This window comes from Streptomyces sp. NPDC051243, from assembly GCF_044455405.1.
GTDB lineage: Bacteria > Actinomycetota > Actinomycetes > Streptomycetales > Streptomycetaceae > Streptomyces.
Window position 1 is genome coordinate 372,106 of the sequence record NZ_JBITES010000008.1, and the last position, 16,184, is coordinate 388,289.

14 protein-coding genes and 1 pseudogene are annotated in these 16,184 nt (G+C 71.8%); 3 read left to right on the plus strand and 12 right to left on the minus strand.

Annotated elements, in window-relative coordinates; all coding sequences use genetic code 11:
- Positions 1-39: 39 nt before the first annotated feature.
- The 4 genes from groL to ACIBAG_RS22535 form a co-directional block, all read right to left on the minus strand.
- On the minus strand, positions 40-1,668 hold the full coding sequence (gene groL / locus ACIBAG_RS22520) for a chaperonin GroEL (RefSeq protein WP_399107282.1): 1,629 nt from the start codon (positions 1,666-1,668) through the stop codon (positions 40-42).
- A 123-nt stretch (positions 1,669-1,791) separates the two neighbouring features.
- Positions 1,792-2,100 carry a co-chaperone GroES gene (gene groES, locus ACIBAG_RS22525; protein WP_055493212.1) on the minus strand — a complete coding sequence of 103 codons (309 nt, stop codon included), beginning with the start codon at positions 2,098-2,100 and terminating at the stop codon, positions 1,792-1,794.
- Between the two features lie 219 nt (positions 2,101-2,319).
- Complete coding sequence (locus ACIBAG_RS22530) at positions 2,320-3,174, minus strand: polysaccharide deacetylase family protein (RefSeq protein ID WP_399107283.1); 855 nt, start codon at positions 3,172-3,174, stop codon at positions 2,320-2,322.
- Between the two features lie 20 nt (positions 3,175-3,194).
- Positions 3,195-4,217 (minus strand): polysaccharide deacetylase family protein, encoded by a 1,023-nt coding sequence (locus ACIBAG_RS22535; protein WP_399107372.1) that lies wholly within the window; start codon positions 4,215-4,217, stop codon positions 3,195-3,197.
- A 787-nt stretch (positions 4,218-5,004) separates the two neighbouring features.
- On the opposite strand from ACIBAG_RS22535, the gene ACIBAG_RS22540 reads away from it, so the two are divergent.
- The gene (locus tag ACIBAG_RS22540; RefSeq protein WP_399107284.1) at positions 5,005-6,174 is read left to right on the plus strand and encodes a methyltransferase domain-containing protein; all 1,170 of its coding nucleotides are present in this window, start codon (positions 5,005-5,007) and stop codon (positions 6,172-6,174) included.
- 1 nt (position 6,175) lies between these two features.
- Here the strand turns inward: ACIBAG_RS22540 and ACIBAG_RS22545 are convergent, their stop codons facing one another.
- The 5 genes and pseudogenes from ACIBAG_RS22545 to ACIBAG_RS22565 form a co-directional block, all read right to left on the minus strand.
- Positions 6,176-7,462 (minus strand): RNA polymerase sigma factor, encoded by a 1,287-nt coding sequence (locus ACIBAG_RS22545; protein ID WP_399107285.1) that lies wholly within the window; start codon positions 7,460-7,462, stop codon positions 6,176-6,178.
- A 47-nt stretch (positions 7,463-7,509) separates the two neighbouring features.
- Complete coding sequence (locus ACIBAG_RS22550) at positions 7,510-7,866, minus strand: YciI family protein (RefSeq protein WP_126394316.1); 357 nt, start codon at positions 7,864-7,866, stop codon at positions 7,510-7,512.
- A 151-nt stretch (positions 7,867-8,017) separates the two neighbouring features.
- Positions 8,018-9,010, minus strand: coding sequence for an LCP family protein (locus ACIBAG_RS22555; RefSeq protein ID WP_399107373.1), 993 nt, complete (start codon positions 9,008-9,010; stop codon positions 8,018-8,020).
- 142 nt (positions 9,011-9,152) lie between these two features.
- Positions 9,153-9,988: pseudogene (locus ACIBAG_RS22560) on the minus strand (endo-1,4-beta-xylanase); the annotation flags it as partial.
- A gap of 198 nt (positions 9,989-10,186) precedes the next feature.
- The gene (locus tag ACIBAG_RS22565) at positions 10,187-11,329 is read right to left on the minus strand and encodes a LacI family DNA-binding transcriptional regulator (RefSeq protein ID WP_399107286.1); all 1,143 of its coding nucleotides are present in this window, start codon (positions 11,327-11,329) and stop codon (positions 10,187-10,189) included.
- 122 nt (positions 11,330-11,451) lie between these two features.
- Here ACIBAG_RS22565 and ACIBAG_RS22570 point away from each other — a divergent pair, with 122 nt between their 5' ends.
- Both ACIBAG_RS22570 and ACIBAG_RS22575 read left to right on the plus strand, forming a co-directional pair.
- Positions 11,452-13,773 (plus strand): glycoside hydrolase family 3 N-terminal domain-containing protein, encoded by a 2,322-nt coding sequence (locus ACIBAG_RS22570; RefSeq protein ID WP_399107287.1) that lies wholly within the window; start codon positions 11,452-11,454, stop codon positions 13,771-13,773.
- Between the two features lie 40 nt (positions 13,774-13,813).
- Positions 13,814-14,350 carry a hypothetical protein gene (locus ACIBAG_RS22575; protein WP_399107288.1) on the plus strand — a complete coding sequence of 179 codons (537 nt, stop codon included), beginning with the start codon at positions 13,814-13,816 and terminating at the stop codon, positions 14,348-14,350.
- Here ACIBAG_RS22575 and ACIBAG_RS22580 read toward each other — a convergent pair.
- Genes ACIBAG_RS22580 through rimI form a run of 3 tightly spaced genes read right to left on the minus strand, consistent with a single transcriptional unit; the run spans position 14,301 to position 16,184 of the window.
- A complete protein-coding gene (locus ACIBAG_RS22580) occupies positions 14,301-14,558 on the minus strand; it encodes a hypothetical protein (RefSeq protein WP_399107289.1) in 258 nt (85 codons plus the stop codon). The genes ACIBAG_RS22575 and ACIBAG_RS22580 overlap by 50 nt on opposite strands.
- Positions 14,555-15,694, minus strand: a complete 1,140-nt coding sequence (gene tsaD, locus ACIBAG_RS22585; protein ID WP_399107290.1) for a tRNA (adenosine(37)-N6)-threonylcarbamoyltransferase complex transferase subunit TsaD — start codon at positions 15,692-15,694, stop codon at positions 14,555-14,557. Before tsaD ends, ACIBAG_RS22580 begins: the two co-directional genes overlap by 4 nt.
- The gene (gene rimI, locus ACIBAG_RS22590) at positions 15,687-16,184 is read right to left on the minus strand and encodes a ribosomal protein S18-alanine N-acetyltransferase (protein WP_399107374.1); all 498 of its coding nucleotides are present in this window, start codon (positions 16,182-16,184) and stop codon (positions 15,687-15,689) included. Before rimI ends, tsaD begins: the two co-directional genes overlap by 8 nt.

Genomic DNA, 16,184 nt, shown 5'->3' on the forward strand with positions numbered 1-16,184 from the left:
GGGGGGCTTCTTCAGGTGGTGCGTGAGGTGGTGCGTGCCTCAGTGGGCGTGCCCGTGGCCGTGGCCACCGGCGGCCGCCGGCTCTTCCTCTTCCTTCTTCTCGACGACCAGGGTCTCGGTCGTCAGGAGCAGGGAGGCGATGGAGGCGGCGTTCTCCAGGGCGGAGCGGGTGACCTTGACCGGGTCGATGACGCCGGCCTTGACCAGGTCGCCGTACTCGCCGGTCGCGGCGTTGTAGCCGCTGCCCTTCTCCAGCTCGGCCACCTTGGAGACGATGACGTAGCCCTCGAGGCCGGCGTTCTCGGCGATCCAGCGCAGCGGCTCGACGGCGGCCTTGCGGACCACGGAGACACCCGTCGCCTCGTCGCCGGTCTTGTCGAGGTTGCCCTCGAGGACCTTCACGGCGTGGACGAGCGCGGAGCCACCACCGGAGACGATGCCCTCCTCGACCGCGGCGCGGGTCGCGGAGATGGCGTCCTCCAGACGGTGCTTCTTCTCCTTCAGCTCCACCTCGGTGGCGGCGCCGACCTTGATCACGCACACGCCGCCGGCCAGCTTCGCGAGGCGCTCCTGGAGCTTCTCGCGGTCCCAGTCGGAGTCGGTGTTCTCGATCTCGGCCTTGATCTGGGCGACGCGGCCCTGGACGTCGTCGGACTTGCCGGCGCCGTCGACGATGGTCGTGTCGTCCTTGGTGACCGTCACGCGGCGGGCGGTGCCCAGTACGTCCAGACCGGCCTGGTCGAGCTTGAGGCCGACCTCCTCGGAGATGACCGTGGCGCCGGTGAGGACCGCCATGTCCTGCAGCATCGCCTTGCGGCGGTCACCGAAGCCGGGGGCCTTGACCGCGACCGCGTTGAAGGTGCCGCGGATCTTGTTGACGACCAGGGTCGACAGGGCCTCGCCCTCGACGTCCTCGGCGATGATCAGCAGCGGCTTGGAGGCACCCGCCTGGATGACCTTCTCCAGCAGCGGCAGCAGGTCCTGGATGGAGGAGATCTTGCCCTGGTTGATGAGGATGTACGGGTCCTCCAGGACGGCCTCCATGCGCTCCTGGTCCGTCACGAAGTACGGCGACAGGTAGCCCTTGTCGAAGGCCATGCCCTCGGTGAAGTCCAGCTCCAGACCGAAGGTGTTGGACTCCTCGACGGTGATGACACCGTCCTTGCCGACCTTGTCCATCGCCTCGGCGATGAGCTCGCCGACCTGCTGGTCCTGGGCGGACAGCGCGGCCACGGCGGCGATGTCGGACTTCTCGTCGATCGGGCGGGCCGAGGCCAGGAGGTCCTCGGAGACGGCGGCGACGGCCGCGTCGATGCCCTTCTTCAGCAGCGCCGGGGAGGCACCGGCGGCGACGTTCTTCAGGCCCTCACGCACCAGCGCCTGGGCGAGCACGGTCGCGGTGGTCGTACCGTCACCCGCGATGTCGTTGGTCTTGGTCGCCACCTCCTTCACCAGCTGCGCGCCGAGGTTCTCGTACGGGTCCTCGATCTCGACCTCACGGGCGATCGTGACACCGTCGTTGGTGATGGTGGGGGCGCCGAACTTCTTGTCGATGACGACGTTGCGGCCCTTGGGGCCGATCGTCACCTTGACCGTGTCGGCCAGCTTGTTGACGCCGCGCTCGAGGGCGCGACGGGCGTCCTCGTCGAACTTCAGGATCTTCGCCATGACAGCGGGAGCCCTCTCGGAAATCTGTGGGTGTAAACGGCACTGCGCCCCGGGCGCCCGGCTTCTTATGTGGTCGCGGGGGCCAGGGGCGCAGCGTCAAGCATCAAAAGTGCTCGAGGTGTCTTACTTCTCGATGATCGCGAGGACGTCGCGAGCCGAGAGGACGAGGTACTCCTCGCCGTTGTACTTCACCTCGGTGCCGCCGTACTTGCTGTACAGCACGATGTCGCCGGTCTTGACGTCGAGCGGAAGGCGCTCGCCGTTCTCGAAGCGGCCCGGGCCCACGGCCAGGACGACGCCCTCCTGGGGCTTCTCCTTGGCAGTGTCCGGGATGACCAGGCCAGAGGCCGTGGTCTGCTCGGCGTCCAGCGGCTGGACCACGATGCGGTCCTCGAGCGGCTTGATGGCAACCTTGGAGCTGGCGGTCGTCACGATCCGACCTCCCCCTTCGGAGATCTCACGGGGTTAACTGTCTGAGGTGGCGACCAGGTCGATCCGTCGTCGCGGGTGCCGGACCTGCCCGTCGCGTTGTTGGCACTCTCCAGGGGGGAGTGCCAGACCTGAGACTATGACCGTGATTAGCACTCGGTCAAGCGGACTGCTAATCAGCGGCGGCGCGGCGCACGGCGGCGGCGCCTTCGCAGGCCCGCACTACAGGTAGTCCTCCAGGCGCCCCACCGTCAGCCCACGCCCCTGGATCTCCCGCAGCAGCCGGGTCGTCCGCTCTCTCAGGCTCAGCCCGGCCGGCTCACCCGAAGGGACGGAGACGATGTCACCCGGGCGGAGGCGGCCGGGGCCCTTCGCGTACGTCAGTTCGCCGTCGCCCTCCATCGCCGCGCGCCACAGCACCACGGCCGTCACGCCGCAGTCGGCCGCCGCGCGGAGGGTGGTGGCGTCGTACGTGCCGTAGGGCGGGCGGAAGAGGCGGGGGCGGATGCCGAAGCGGGCGCGCAGCTTGTTCTGCTGGCCGCAGATCTCGGCGCGCTGGCCCGCGTACGGCAGTCCGCGCAGGGCGGCGTGGTCGAGGGTGTGGTTCTGGATCGACGCGCCCACCGAGCGCAGGCGCGCGAAGTGGCCGTAGCCCGGGCCGACCACGCTGTCCGTGAGGAACATGCTGACGGGCAGCCGCAGTTCACGGACCATGTCGACGAAGCGGGGGTCCTTCTCGGCGCCGTCGTCGTAGGTGAGGAAGACGACCTGGTCGCGGGTGGGGACGCGGTCCACGACAGGCAGCGGGCCGCCCGCGCGGGGCACCGGGCGCCGGGCGGGCGGGGCCGGGGGTGCGGGCAGTGGGGCGGTCAGGCCCCAGCGGCGGTACGGCTGTGCCGGGGTCGTCGGGTCCTTCGCCGGCCGTGCGTCGTGCGCCGACGTTCCGCTCGCCCGTGCGTCGTGTGGCGACCACGTTCCGCTCGGCCGTGCGGCCCTGTCGGGGGCGACCCGGTCGGCCGCCTGGGCGCAGCCGGTGAGCAGGGCGTACGCCGTGACGAGGGACGCCAGTGCCCGCACCCCCGGAACCCGCCCCGACCTCACAGGTAGTCCTCCAACCGGGCCACCGCATACCCCTCGGCCGTCACCTTGTTCAGGAATCGGCGGATCATGTCGGGCATTGTGCCTTTCCAGTCCTCCCTGCCCCGGAAGTGACTGAGGACGATGTCACCCGGACGGATCCTCCGGTCCCACTCGCGGTAGTCCCAGCGGTCGACGAAGACCTCCTCGTTCCACAGGGGGACGTACCGGATGCCGCAGCGCTTCGCGGCGCGCAGGGTGTTCCGGTCGTAGTTGCCGAAGGGCGGGCGGAAGAGCAGCGGGCGCTTGCCGTAGCGCTCCTCGATCACCTGCTGCATGCCGCAGATCTCGTGCTTCTGGCGGAGGTAGGACAGGGCGGGGAGGTAGGGGTGGTGAAGGGTGTGGTTGTTCAGGACCACGCCGTTGGCCTGCATCCGCTCGAAGTAGCCGTAGTCCTCCTTGATCAGGTAGTCGCTGAGGAAGGCGGTGTACGGCACCTGCAGGTCGCTCATCATCCGCAGGAACGCCGGGTCCTTCTCGGCGCCGTCGTCGATGGTGAGGAAGACGACCCTCTGCTTGGTGGGGACGGTGGTGAAGACGGGCGGGAGGCCGAGCTCCTCGTGCCCGGCGACCTCGAAGCCCGCGCGGGTGGTGATCGCCGGCTTCCTGGCCGGGGGCGGCGGGGGCGTGAGCGGCACTTCGGCCAGGCGCCAGCGTCTGGCGGCGGCGACTCGGGCGGCGCGGGCGGCCTGGGCGGACCGGAACTTCTCGGGCGGGGCGTCTTTGGCGTGCGGACCCTCGGCGTGCGGGCCCTTGGCGTGCGGGTCCCGGGTGTGCGGGCCCATGGACTGCGGCTCCTTGACGTGGAGGTCCCTGGCGTGGGGTTCCCTCGTGGCCGCACCTGCGGTGCCCCCGTCCGCGGTTCCGGCCGGAGGCGGGGCTTCGAGGGGCTGCCGGCCCCGGGTCGGGAGTCCGGCCTGCGAGCCGGCGTCGCCGGGCGGCGCACAGCCCGCGGCGATGGCGGCGACGGCGAGGAAGGCGATACCGGCACACACTCGCGAACGCCCGGCCGCCCGCTGCCCACGCCCCGCATCGCCGCGTCCTGCGTCGTCACGCTGTGCATCGCCACGCTGCACATCGCCACGCTGCACATCGCCACGCGCCGCATCGCGCGCATCACCACGCCACACATCGCCACGCCACACGTCGCCACGCACTGCACGGCCACGCGTCGCATCGCCACGACCAGCATCGCCACACAACGCGTCGCCACGTCCTGCATCGCCACGCTGCGCATCGCCACGCGCCGCCCGACCACGCGAACCCGCATCGCCACCTCCAGCGTCGCCACGCCCCGCAGCGCCACGCTGCGCATCGCCACGCACTGCACGACCACGCGCCGCATCGCCACCTCCAGCGTCGCCACGCCCCGCGTCGCCACGACCCGCATCGCCACACAACGCGTCGCCACGTCCTGCATCGCCACGCAGCGCATCGCCACGCGCCGCACGACCACGCGCCGCATCGCCACCTCCAGCGTCGCCACGCCCCACGCCGCCACACGCCGCATCGCCACCTCCAGCGTCGCCACGCCCCACGTCGCCACACGCCGCACGGCCACACCCCGCATCGCCCCGCCCCACGACTGCCCCATTGCGGCGACTTTTGTCATTTTGTCCTACTACTCGCATGGAGCCGGATCCTCGCAGCCACCCGCCCCGAAGCCGGGCCGACACCGCCGCCGGGCGACGGACCATCCACCGACTGGCCCACAGGGAGCGGACGAGCGAGCGTGAGCGAACAGCCCACCGGCTGGCCGACAATGACCCGGTGAACGACCTCGCCTCCTTCTCCTCCCTCCTCACGCCCGAGGGCCGCGCGCTACTCGACGCCGTGCGCGACACCGAACCCGCCGACGAACTCGCCGTCGCCACCCGGCTGCGCCGCGAACACCCCGCCGAGCTGGTGTCCGCGGCGCTCGGGCAGGCGCGGTTGCGGCAGCGGGCGGTGGCGAAGTTCGGGGCGGCGGACGCGGGCCGGATGTTCTTCACGCCGAACGGGGTCGAGCAGTCGACGCGGGCGAGCGTCGCGGCGTACCGGGCCGGGCGGATGACGGAGCTGGGGATCGGCTCGGTCGCCGACCTGTGCTGCGGGATCGGGGGCGACGCGATCGCGCTCGCGCGGGCCGGGGTACGGGTGCTGGCCGTGGACCGGGATCCGGTGACGGTGGCGGTGGCGCGGGCGAATGTCGAGGCGCTGGGGCTCGGGGATCTGGTCGAGGTGCGGGAGGCGGACGTCGTCGGAGTGGACACCGGTGGCTACGACGCCGTGTTCGTCGACCCGGCGCGGCGGGGTGGACGCGGCAGGATCTTCGACCCCGAGGCCTACTCACCGCCGCTGTCGTGGGCCGTGGAGGCGGCTCGCAAGGCGCCGCGGGCCGCGCTGAAGATCGCCCCCGGCATTCCCCACGAGGCGATCCCGGACGACGCCGAGGCCGAGTGGATCTCGGACGGCGGCGATGTGAAGGAGGCGGTGCTGTGGTTCGGGACGGAGCCCGGGGCGGTGCGGGCGACGCTGTTGCCGGGACCGCGCACGCTGCTCTCCGAAGGGCTTCCCGACCCTGAGGTCCGGCCCGTCGGACGGTACTTGTACGAGCCGGACGGCGCCGTCATCCGCGCCCATCTGGTCGCCGAGGTCGCCCGGCAGCTCGACGGCGGGCTGATCGACGCGACCATCGCCTACGTCACGGCGGACGAGCCGCGGCCGACGCCGTACGCGACGGCGTACGAGATCACCGACCGACTGCCCTTCAACGTCAAGAAGCTGAAGGCCCTGCTGCGCGAGCGGGAGGTCGGCACGCTGACCGTGAAGAAGCGGGGGTCGGCCGTCGAGCCGGAGGAACTGCGCAAGAAGGTCAGGCCTCAGGGGCCGAACTCGGCGACGGTGTTCCTGACGAGGGTGGCCGGGGCGCCGACGATGCTGGTGGGCCGGCCGGCCTGAGTCACGAGGTCTCGGCGGCCCGGCGCAGCAGCAGCTCCCGCTCCCGCTCGTTCCGCGTCAGTTCCGCCGCCCGCTCGAACTCCGCCCGCGCCTCGGTCGTACGGCCCAGGCGGGCGAGCAGATCCCCGCGCACGCTCGGCAGCAGGTGGTAGTCCCGCAGGGCGGGTTCGGAGGCGAGCGCGTCGACGATCCGCAGGGCGGGCTCCGGGCCCTTGGCCATCGACACGGCGACCGCCCGGTTCAACTCGACCACGGGGGACGGGGATCGGACGGCGAGGAGGCCGTACAGGGTGGCGATCGTCTTCCAGTCCGTCTCCTCGTACGTGTACGCGTGCGCGTGGCACGCGGCGATGGCCGCCTGGAGGGCGTACGGGCCGGGGGCGCCGGTGGCCGTGGCGTCCGCGCGGGACAGCGCCCTGATGCCGCGGGCGATCAGCATGCGGTTCCAGCGGGTGCGGTTCTGGTCCTTGAGGAGGATCGGTTCCCCGGACGGGCCGGTGCGGGCCGCCGTGCGGGACGCCTGGAATTCGAGGAGGGCGGTCAGACCGTGCACCTCCGGCTCCTTCGGCATCAGTCCCGACAGCACGCGGGCCAGGCGCAGCGCGTCCTCGCACAGGGCCGGGCGCAGCCAGTCGTCGCCGGCCGTGGCGGCGTAACCCTCGTTGAAGATCAGGTAGATGACGTCGAGGACCGAGCCGAGGCGGGCCTCGCGGTCGGGGCCGTACGGGACCTCGAAGGCGATGTTCTTCGTGGCGAGCGTGCGCTTGGCGCGGACGATGCGCTGGGCGACGGTCGGTTCCGGGGTCAGGAACGCCCGGGCGATCTCCGGCGTCGACAGGCCGCCGAGCAGACGGAGGGTGAGGGCGATGCGGGCGTCCGGCGACAGGACCGGATGGCAGGTGGTGAAGACGAGGCGGAGCAGGTCGTCGTCGATGTCCTCGGGATCATGGAGGGCGGACGGCTCCTCGGGCGGGGCCGTCGTCTCCAGGTCGCGGCCGATCTCCGCCAGCTTGCGGGCGTAGTTCTCGCGGCGCCGGATCAGGTCGACGGCACGGTGCTTGGCGGTGGCCATGAGCCAGGCGCCGGGATTGTCGGGGACTCCGTCCCGCGGCCACTGCTCCAGCGCGGCGACCAGCGCGTCCTGTGCGAGTTCCTCGGCGATGCCGACGTCGCGGACCATGCGGGCGACGGCGGCGATGACGCGGGGGGACTCGATGCGGAAGACGGTCTCGACGGTCGCCGTCGCGTCCGCGGCTCCGCGCCGGTCCTGGGTGGGCTGCGAGGTCACAGCCCACCATGCAACACCCGTACGGCCGTGGATCCAAGGAGGGCGGGTCAGCCCTCGGCGATCTCCCGGACCTCGCAGGTGACCTGCCATTCCTCCCCGTGGACCTTCAGGAACCGCGAGGCCCACTCCAGCGCCTCGGCCTTGTCCTTGCACTGCATGATCGCGTAGCCGCCGATGACTTCCTTGGACTCGGTGAAGGGACCGTCGGTGACGGAGGTCTTCGCCCCGTCCCAGTGCACGCGGGTGCCCTGCGCCGACGGCGTGAGCCCGGCGGTGTCCAGCATCACGCCGGCCTTGGTGATCTCCTCCAGCAACTCCCCCATGCGCTGCATCAGCTCGGGGCTGGGGCCCTCGGCGGGCGCGGTGGACTCGTCGATCCGGACCAGCGACAGGTAGCGCGGCATGGTGACTCCTCAGGGTCGGTGACCGGGTCCTTCCCGGCCTCTCACACCTTGCGTCGATCGACGGACCCGTGGATCGACACGCCCTCAGGAGTTCTTCGAAGATTTTTTCTCAGCGGCTTTTTCTCAGCGGCTCTTTCTCAGCGGCTCTTTCTCAGCGCAGGGACTCCCACAGCTCCTCCGCCTCCGGCTCCTCGGCGACCACCCGGTTGCGGTCCGACGGCGCCGGCACCACCGGCATCGTCACCGTCCGCACCGCGTCCGACGACAGGCCGCCCAGACTCTGCCCGAGGCTCGTCAGCTCGCCGAGCGAGTCCAGTCCCGTGTCCGTGGTGAGGCTGCCCGTCACCGCGTCGGCGACTCGGTAGAGCCGGGCCGGGTCGGTGAGGAGGGAGGTGGCGGAGATCTGGTCCAGGAGGGCCTTCACCAGCTTCTGCTGCAGGCCGATGCGGCCCAGGTCGCTGCCGTCGCCGATGCCGTGCCGGGTGCGGGCCAGCGCGAGGGCCCGCTCCCCGTCCAGGTGGTGCGTGCCTGCCTCCAGCCGGAGGTGGCTGTCCTCGTCGTCGATGTCCTCGTCCGTGGTGACCGTGACGCCGCCCAGCGCGTCCACCAGCTTCGCGAAGCCCGAGAAGTCGATCTCGATGTAGTGGTCCATGCGGATGTCCGTGATCGACTCGACCGTCTTCACCGCGCAGACGGGGCCGCCGACCGCGTACGCGCTGTTGAACATCGAGTTGTACGCCGCCTCCGTCGAGCCACCCGACGACAGGGGGCAGGACGGCCGGGTGACGAGGGTGTCGCGCGGAATGCTGACGACCGTCGCCTCGCTGCGGCCGGCGTCCAGGTGGACCACCATCGCCGTGTCCGAGCGGGCACCCGTACTGCTGCCGCCGCCCAGCTCCTGGTTCTCCTCGCCACTGCGCGAGTCCGACCCCAGGACCAGGATGTTCAGGGACCCGGTGGGCAGGGGCGACGCGGACGCCGCGGACTGCGGTGCCGTCATCGCCCTGGGCGGGCGGTTGTCGCCGAGGGCACTGTCGATGTCGACGCTCGTGATGTTGTCGTTCAGGCGCCAGTAGGCCCAGCCCGCCGTCCCCACGCCCAGCACCAGGGCTCCCGCCAGGACGAAGCCGGCGGTCTTCAGCATCCTCGACCGCCGGCCCGTCCGTCTGCCGTCGTCCCCGTTCTCGTCTCGTCCAGTCACAGGGAGGAACGTAAGTCCGAATTATTACGGGCAGGAACGTCAGACCAGGTTTTCTTCGGAAAATCTCAGACTTCTCCGGCCCGTCTCAGCCCAGCGTCACCGTCGGCACCGGATTGCTCCCGTTCCACGACCCGTTGAACCCGAACGTCACCGAACCGCCGTCGGGACCGTACCGTTGTACGAGGCGTTGGAACAGGTGACGGTCGCTCCCGACTGCGTGCAGTTCGCGTAGGCCGCGGTGCACGCGTCCGTGGGCGGCGGTGTCGTCGTGCCGCCGCCGAGCGACTCGGCGATCGCGTGGTACGCCGGTTTCGGCGCGTAGTTCTCGTCGTACGGCGTCGCCGCGCCCTGCCCCGGGAAGGTGTCCGGGATCCAGGAGTCGGAGTCGGTGAAGCCCCAGACGGTGACGCCGACGCACCGGGACACGGCGAGGCAGGCGTTCATGACGGCCTTGTAGTCGGCGGCCTGCCGGGTCAGCTTGGCGCCGTCCGCGGGCAGTTGCATACGGATGTCCAGCTCCGTGATGGCCACGTCGACGCCGAGATCGGCGAACCGCTGGATGTTCTGCCGCATGGTCGAGGGCACCTGACCGAGGATCAGATGGGCTTGGAGCCCGACGCCGTCGATCGGTACGCCCCGCTCCTTCAGCGACCTGACCAGGTTGTACAGGGCGGTGCTCTTCGCGTTGACGCCCTCGACGTTGTAGTCGTTGATGTACAGCTTGGCGCTCGGGTCGGCGGCGCGGGCCGCGGTGAGGGCCTGGGCGATGCAGTCGGCGTCGAGGCCGTTGTACCAGAGGGTCTGCCGGTAGGTGCCGTCCTCGTTGAACGGCTCGTTCACCACGTCCCAGGTGGCCAGCCTGCCCTTGTAGCGGCCGACCTCGGTGGCGATGTGGTCGGTCGTCAACCGGCCCAGCTCGGCCCATGACCTTGCCCTTGGCGGCGGCGAGGTCTCGCATGGGTGGGTCGGCGCGCAGGTGACGAGTGCCGCCAGGGACACGCCGGCTCTCAGAGATCTCACAGCGGGCGCCTTCGAAAGTTTCGATTGAACAACCGACTGGCTTCGGTGCAGTGTGCGGCGGTACGAAACACCCGTCAACACAACAACACGCCTCCCCTGCTAAACCGCCGGAGGCTCCCCCGTGCTGCTGCGCACCACCAGACTCGTCGCCAGCTCCACCCGCGTCGCCACCGGCGCCCCCTCCTCCCGCGCCAGGTCGAGGACGAGCTTCGCCGCCGCCTCCGCCATCTCCGTCAGCGGCTGCCGTACGGTCGTCAGCGGCGGCCCCACCAGGCGGGTGACCGGCAGATCGTCGAAGCCGACCACGCTCAGGTCCTCCGGGACCCGCAGCCCCAGTTCGCGCGCGGCCTCGTACAGCCCGAGCGCCTGCAGGTCGTTGCCGGCGAAGACGGCGGTCGGCCGGTCCGGGCGGCGCAGCAGCTCCAGGCCCTGCCGGTAGCCGGTCTCGTGGTGGAAGTCGCCGGGCCGGATCAGGTCCTGGTCGACCGGCAGCCCCGCCGTCTCCAGGGCCGCGCGATAGCCGTCGATGCGGGCGCGGCTGCACATCATCCGGGACGGTCCGGTGATCGCGCCGATCCTGCGATGGCCCAGCTCGACCAGGTGCCGGGTGGCGGCGAGGCCGCCCTGCCAGTTGGTCGCCCCGATGGACGGCACGTCGGCGCCCGGGTCGCCCGCCGGGTCCATCACCACGAACGGGATCGAGCGGCTGGTCAGCAGGGCGCGCTGGGACTCGTCGAGGCCGGACAGCACGAGGACCACGCCGTGCGGGCGGCGGGCGGCGACCTGGTCGGCCCAGGTCCGCCCGGGGGTCAGCCGCCCCGCGCTCTCGCTCAGCACCACGCTCAGCCCGGCGTCCCGGGCGACGTTCTCCACGCCCCGGATGACCTCCATCGCCCAGGCGCTCTCCAACTCGTGGAAGACCAGGTCGATCAGGGGCGAGCGGCTCGCCTCGGCGCGGCGGCGCCGGTAGCCGTGGGCGCGCAGCAGGTCCTCGACGCGGCTGCGGGTGGCCGGGGCGACGTCGGCGCGGCCGTTGAGGACTTTCGAAACGGTCGGCGCGGAGACGCCGGCCTCGCGGGCGATCTCGGCGAGCGTCGCGGTCTGCGCGGACCGGCCGGTCGTCGACGCCGCGGTCGTGGTCGTGGTCGTCCGGGATACCGACGTCACCGACCGGTTCTCCGATTCGGTCGACCGGCTTTCCGACTCTGCCGTCCGGGTTTCAGCGGGCTCACGGGCTGTCATGGCGGCGATCGTATCCCTGCACGCCCCCTTGACGAACCCTTCTTACCGCCCCTAAGTTCCCGGAACATTCGAGGTGAACAACGAAACATTCGCGAGTGGGCCATCGCCCCGACAGGAGTTTCATGACCACCGCCCCCTGGCGCGACCCCGCCCTGCCCGCCGCCGCCCGCGTCGACGACCTCCTCTCCCGGATGACCCTTCAGGAGAAGACCGCCCAGCTATACGGCGTGTGGGTGGGCGCCGCCACGGACGGCGAGGCACGGGCCGAGGGAGTCGCACCGCACCAGCACGACATGACCGCCGACTACGACTGGGCCGAGCTGATCACCCACGGCCTGGGCCAGCTCACCCGCTCCTTCGGCACCGCCCCGGTGGACCCGGCGCTGGGCGCGCAGGCATTGGCCCGCGCCCAGCGCCGTATCGCCGACGCCGGCCGCTTCGGCATCCCGGCGGTGGCCCACGAGGAGTGCCTGGCGGGCTTCACGGCCTGGCAGGCGACGGCCTATCCGGTACCGCTGGCCTGGGGAGCGAGCTTCGACCCGCCACTCGTCGAGGAGATGGCCCGGCACATCGGCCGGGACCTGCGCTCGGTCGGCGTCCACCAGGGCCTCGCGCCGGTCCTGGACGTCGTACGCGATCCGCGCTGGGGCCGGGTGGAGGAGACCATCGGCGAGGACCCGTATCTGACCGGCACCATCGGCGCGGCCTACGTCCGGGGCCTGGAGTCGGCCGGGGTCGTCGCGACGCTCAAGCACTTCGCCGGGTACGCGTCCTCGGCGGGCGCGCGCAACCTGGCGCCGGTCCGGGCGGGCGTCCGGGAGTTCGCGGACATCACCCTCCCGCCGTTCGAGATGGCGCTGCGCGAGGGCGGGGCGCGCTCGGTGATGGCGGCGTACAACGAGACGGACGGCGTGCCGGCCTCGGCGGACCCGGCCCTGCTGACCGAACTCCTCCGCGAACAGTGGGGTTTCACCGGAACCGTCGTGGCCGACTACTTCGGCATCGGCTTCCTCCAGACGCTGCACCGCGTGGCGGGCAGCCCGGCACAGGCGGCGCACGCGGCGCTGGCGGCCGGTATCGACGTGGAGCTCCCGACCGTGAAGTGCTACGGGAAACCGCTGGTGGAGGCGGTACGGGCGGGCGAGGTCCCGGAGGAGCTGGTGGACCGGGCGGCCCGCCGGGTGCTGCTCCAGAAGTGCGAGCTGGGCCTCCTGGACGAGGACTGGAACCCGGAGCCGCCTGCGGAGCGCCTCGACCTGGACTCCCCCGCGAACCGCGCCCTGGCCCGCCGGGTGGCCGAGGAGTCGGTGGTCCTGCTGGACAACCCCGACGGTGCGCTGCCGTTGCCCCCCGACTCCCGTATCGCGGTCGTCGGCCCGCGCGCGGCGGACGCCCTGGCGATGCTGGGCTGCTACTCCTTCCCCTCCCACGTCCTCACGCACCACCCCGAGGTGCCCATGGGCATCGAGATCCCGACGGTCCTGGAGGCGCTGCGCACCGAACTTCCGGACGCCAAGGTCACGTTCGCGGAGGGCTGCGGGGTCTCGGACCCGGACACGGCGGGCTTCGAGGAGGCGGTGGCGCGGGCCTCGGAGGCGGATGTGTGCCTGGCGGTACTGGGCGACCGGGCGGGGCTGTTCGGGCGGGGCACGTCGGGCGAGGGCTGCGATGTGACGGACCTCCAACTGCCGGGAGCGCAGGGCGAGTTGCTGGACCGGCTGGTGGCGACCGGCGTCCCGGTGGTCCTGGTCCTCCTCACCGGCCGCCCGTACGCGCTGGGCCGCTGGCACGGGCGCCTGGCCGCCGTCGTCCAGGCGTTCTTCCCGGGGGAGGAGGGCGGCCCAGCGGTCGCGGGAGTGCTGTCGGGCCGCGTCAACCCGTCGGGGCGCCTGCCGGTGAGCGTGCCGCGGGTGCCCGGCGGGCAGCCGTGGACGTATCTCCAGCCGCCGCTGGGGCTGGCGGGGGAGGTCAGCAACCTGGACCCGACGCCGTTGTACGCGTTCGGGCACGGGCGGTCGTACTCGTCGTTCGCGTGGGAGGCCACGGGGGCCGGGGATGCGGAGATCGGCACGGACGGCTCGTACGACATGGCGGTGACCGTCCGCAACACGGGCGATCGCGCGGGCGCGGAGGTCGTCCAGCTGTACCTGCACGACCCGGTGGCCTCCGTGACCCGCCCGGACGTACGGCTGATCGGCTATCAGCGCGTGGAGCTGGCACCCGGCGAGGCGAGCCGGGTGACCTTCCATTTCCATGCGGATCTGTCGTCGTTCACCGACCGTTCGGGCCGCAGGGTGGTCGAACCCGGCATGCTGGAACTGCGGTTGGCGGCATCCAGCGCGGACGTGCGGCACACCACGCGACTGACGCTGACGGGGCCGACGCGGGTGCTGGGGACGGACCGCCGGCTCATGTGCGGGACGGAGGTGTCCGCGGCGGAGTGAACCGGCCGCTCCCGCGCACGGGGAGCAACGGGGGGACACGATGGACAGGTTGGTGCACCACGAGCTGCGGGCTGCCCTGGCCGCGCTGCTCGCCTTCGTCATCTGCGCGGTGGCGGTGGCCGTCGTGCGGGGGATCCCGACCGCGCCGTTCGGCAGGGCGGCGCTGTACCTCGGAGGCCTGGTCGCCCTCCTGGCGGTGTTCACGCTCCTGGAGGCCACCCGTATCAAGGGGGTCAGCGAGGTGCGCTACTTCGACGCCGCGGTGCCGGTCGACCCCGAGCGCGCCCTGCCTCCCGAGGACTTCTGGCACGACCAGCCCGTCAGCCGGCGCATGTTCTGGTTCATCCTGGTGCCGACGCTGCCCGTGGCCCTCCTCTGGGAGCCGTGGGTCATCGTGTTCCCGCTCGGGTCCGCCTTGAGCTGGGCGGGAAAGGCCGCACTGGTCGCCCACTGGGAGCGCAGGCACGGCCGGTTGCTGTGGCGGGGCCACATCGCGAGCAGGCCCTGGGAGCTGTCGTACTCCCCGCTCAGTCCTCCCCCACCTGCTCGAACCGCCACCGATGCACCGCCCGGGTGACCAGCTCGCCGTCCGGCTCGGGCAGTTCCGGCAGCTCGGCGTCGAGTCCGGCGTCCCACCACGTGATGACGAGCACCCGGTCCTGCGGCGCCCGGAACGTCTCCCGGCGCAGGGGCCGGGCAGCCAGCTCCTGCCTCCGCGCCCAGCCGAGCAGCTCCTCGCCCCGCCCGGGAACCGCCCGCGCCTCCCACATCAACGCGACCGTCACGAGTACAGGTTCTCCTTGCTGACCTCGTGCACATGGTCGTGACCGTGCCCGTGGCTGTGCCCCTGCCCGTGTTCCCGGCCCTCGTCCCCGAAGTCCCCTGGCACATGAGGATCCGTCACCGGCAACGACGAGTCCGCCGACAGGTCCCAGCTGGACGCCGGCCGGCCCCGCGCCACCATCTCCGCGCCCAGCGCCGCCACCATCGCCCCGTTGTCCGTGCACAGCTTCGGCCGGGGCACCCGCAGTCGGATACCGGCCGCCTCGCACCGCTCCTGGGCCAGCGCCCGCAGCCGGGAGTTCGCGGCCACACCGCCGCCGATCATCAGGTGGTCGACACCCTCGTCCTTGCAGGCGCGGACGGCCTTGCGGGTCAGCACGTCCACGACCGCCTCCTGGAAGGAGGCCGCGACATCGCGCACCGGAACCTCCTCGCCCGCCGCCCGCTTGGCCTCGATCCAGCGGGCGACCGCCGTCTTCAGACCGGAGAAGGAGAAGTCGTACGCCGGGTCGCGCGGCCCGGTCAGACCGCGCGGGAACGCGATCGCGTCCGGGTCGCCCTCGCGCGCGTACCGGTCGATGACCGGACCGCCGGGGAAGCCGAGGTTCAGCACCCGGGCGATCTTGTCGAAGGCCTCGCCCGCCGCGTCGTCGATCGTCGCACCCATCGGGCGGACGTCGGAGGTGATGTCGGAGGACAGCAGCAGCGAGCTGTGCCCGCCGGACACCAGCAGCGCCATCGTCGGCTCCGGCAGCGCCCCGTGCTCCAGCTGGTCCACGCAGATGTGCGAGGCCAGGTGGTTGACGCCGTAGAGCGGCTTGCCGAGCGCGTAGGCGTACGCCTTCGCCGCCGATACGCCCACCAGCAGCGCGCCGGCCAGACCGGGACCGGCGGTCACCGCGATGCCGTCCAGGTCGCGGGCGCTCACCCCGGCCTCCTTCAGCGCGCGGTCGATGGTCGGGACCATCGCCTCCAGGTGCGCCCGGGAGGCGACCTCCGGCACGACGCCGCCGAAGCGGGCGTGCTCGTCGACGCTGGAGGCGACGGCGTCGGCGAGCAGCGTGGTGCCTCGGACGATGCCGACGCCGGTCTCGTCGCAGGACGTCTCGATGCCGAGGACGAGGGGTTCGTCAGTCATTGGTCTCGGTTCCTTGTACGGAAGGTGAACCCGCGGCGGAGCCGCTGTCGGATTTGGTGGTCAGTCGCATCACCAGCGCGTCGACGTTCCCCGGCTGGTAGTAGCCGCGCCGGAAGCCGATCGCCTCGAAGCCGTAGCGCTCGTAGAGCTTCTGCGCGCGGACGTTGTCCACGCGGCACTCCAGCATCACCTCGGCGCACTCGAAGTCGGTCGCGGCGCGCAGCAGTTCGGTGAGGAGACGGCCGCCCAGCCCCGTGCCCCAGTGGTCACGGGCGACGGCGATGGTCTGGATGTCGGCGAGGTCCCCCGACGACGCGAGGCCGGCGTAGCCCACGACCCGTTCGGGCGCCTCGGCGACGACATAGCGCCGGGTCGCCTCGGGCCCGCGCGCATGGGCCAGTTCGGACCAGAACATGCCCCGGGACCAGGCGTCCTCGGGGAACAGGTCCTTCTCCAGCTCCAGCACGGAGTCGATGTCCCACCAGCGCAT